Here is a 2,349-nt window from a genome sequence, read left to right on the forward strand (position 1 = left end):
GCCACCACCGCATGGGTCAGCGCCTCGGAGAAGCCGGGCTTGATGGCATCGCTGCTGCAGGCCAAGAGGCGCGCCAGTTCCAGCACCGTTTCGCCACGATACGGTTGCAGATAGTGCACCGGACGCCCGGCGGCATGCGCCGCACGCATGGCATCGGCCAGCGCGGCATACGGGCGGGTGGTGGTCACGCCGGCGGTAGCGGCACGCTCGGCCAGCGACGGTACCGGCCCGGTCCAGACAATATCGGCCACATCCGGCTCGTTACCGTAAAGCGCCACTTCGCCAGCATCCAGATCCAGCACGCCGGCCAGTGCCTGCATATCCAGTCCGAAGAAATAGCGGAAGCTGGCGTCCTGCACGAAATGGTAGGGGTTGTGCGCATAGTTCATCGGCGCATCGACATTGCCGAGAAAAACCACCAGGCCGGACAGGCCGGATGCCGCCAGCCGCTCGCGGCGGCCGCTATAGATTTCTGCTGCAAACATAAAAGAAGTCCTTGTGTGGAAGCGCAGCCTTCGGCTGTCGGTTTTAATGGATACTTTATACAACTTAACATAGCCCAGCGGCCCTGTACCAGACGAGCCTTGACCGCCGCTGGCCGGTTCGACCCTGTGCCCTGATTTCAAAGCAGGGCAAAAATTGACCATAGCTGCTTGAGTAAAAAATGCTGCGCACCGGCAAGCGCAGCACATGTTTTGACCAAAAGCGCGGCAAATGCCAAACTGCGCTTCTGTGCACTTTGCTTAATTGAAAAGGAAACCTCATGTTCGCTCAACGCCGCATCGCCGGTCTACTGTCCGCCCTGCTTCTGGCAGTTCCGATGATGGTTCAGGCCGCTCCCGCAGCCGATACGGCCGCGGTCAAGGAACTGATCAGCGCAACCCGTATCAACGGCATGCTGCCTATGCTGGCCCAGCGCGCAGCAACCAGCGCCGGCCCGCTGCTGCAAAAGTATCTGGCCGACAACAAGATAGAACTGTCTGCCGAACAGCAGAAAAAAGCACAAGATGGTCTGAAGACCTATGGCGACAGCCAGATGAAGCTGGTCAAGGATTACTTCGACTCCGGCAGCACCAAACAGCAGTTTGAGCAGGCGCTGGTGAGCAGCTATGCATCGGCTTTCACCACGGCAGAAATCAAGCAGATCACCGCCTTCGTCAAGACACCGGCCGGCCAGAAGTGGCTGCAGTCCAATGGCGCAGTCATCGACCGTGCAGCAGCAGAAGTCATGCAGTCGGCTCAAAAAGCCCTGCTGCCAAAAATGGAAGCCGCAGCAGCCAGCTACGGTAAAAGCATCAGCAGCAAATAAGCCGTACCCTGAATCAATAAGCGCCACACCTGCAGCAGGTGTGGCGCTTATTTATGGATGCACGACTCGTCAGTCGCCCAACGGTACACGGGAATGCAGGCTGTAACGGTTGCCGGGATGCCATAGTTTGGCAAAACTCACCAGATTCTTGTGCGACCAGCTACGGCGCAACACCAGCAAACAGGGCTCCTGTGCCCCTATCTCCAGTAATAACTGCTCGCGCGTAGCCGGCATCACCGCCCGGATGGTGTGCTCGGCATCGGTCAGCTGGCTGTTTTTCAGCAAAAATTCATTCGGCGTCTGTGCGCTAAAGTCCTGCTGCAAATAGCCGGGCGCCCATTGTGCCTGCACGAAACGCTCTTCCAGCTGCACGGCCTGCCCGTCTTCGCGGTGCACGATCAGCGAGTAATACAGCGCGGTGCCGGGCTCGGTTTCAAGATACTGGGCCGTTTCTGCATCGGCCTCCAGCGCATAAAGATGAACAAGCTCTGCCACATGCTGGTGGCTGCGGGCACTGATTTCCTGCTGGATATTATTCATATCCAGCAGCGGCGCCGCGATCTTGTTTTCGGCGACATAAGTGCCGTCACCGGCAAAACGCAATAGCACCCCTTCATCCGCCAGCTCGCACAAGGCCTTGTTCACTGTCATGCGCGACACGCCAAAATCCTGTGCCAGTTGAAGCTCGGATGGAATCTTGCAACCGGCCACATATAGATGGCGGTGAATACCGTCCAGGATATGGTCCTTGATATGCTGGAAGCGGGGCTTGGCAGGCTGGTTCACGGCTAGATCCATAATAAAATTATCTTATTCTATTATGGATAGGGTGCTGCCCTGTTGCCAATAACTGCAGGTTTGTTCCATATCAAACCCTTACCGCTATATTGCGTAAACCTAAAAAAGGAGGCGCCATGACCTTGACGCAATGGCTGGACGAGTATGGAGACAGCCACCGCCACCCTGCCAATATCGCCATTCACAAGCTGTGCGTACCGGCCATCGTGTTTGCCGTGTTCGGTCTGGCATGGTCCATTCCG

Annotated in this window: 3 protein-coding genes; 1 reads left to right on the forward strand and 2 read right to left on the reverse strand. The window is 57.1% G+C overall.

Translation table 11 applies throughout. From position 1 onward, the window contains the following. On the reverse strand, positions 1 to 485 hold a 485-nt coding region (locus ACRC1E_RS03050), incomplete at its 3' end, for an aminopeptidase P N-terminal domain-containing protein (RefSeq protein WP_438513635.1). Positions 486 to 763: 278 nt separating this feature from the next. Between ACRC1E_RS03050 and ACRC1E_RS03055 the strand changes: the two genes are divergently transcribed. Further along, entirely contained in the window at positions 764 to 1,309 is a 546-nt protein-coding gene (locus tag ACRC1E_RS03055) for a DUF2059 domain-containing protein (RefSeq protein WP_438513636.1), read from the forward strand. A gap of 69 nt (positions 1,310 to 1,378) precedes the next feature. On the opposite strand, the gene hutC is transcribed toward ACRC1E_RS03055, so the two are convergent. Next, positions 1,379 to 2,095, reverse strand: coding sequence for a histidine utilization repressor (gene hutC, locus ACRC1E_RS03060; RefSeq protein WP_438513637.1), 717 nt, complete (start codon positions 2,093 to 2,095; stop codon positions 1,379 to 1,381). Positions 2,096 to 2,349 lie beyond the last annotated feature (254 nt).

It is taken from the genome of Craterilacuibacter sp., assembly GCF_051659485.1.
Classification (GTDB): domain Bacteria; phylum Pseudomonadota; class Gammaproteobacteria; order Burkholderiales; family Chromobacteriaceae; genus Craterilacuibacter.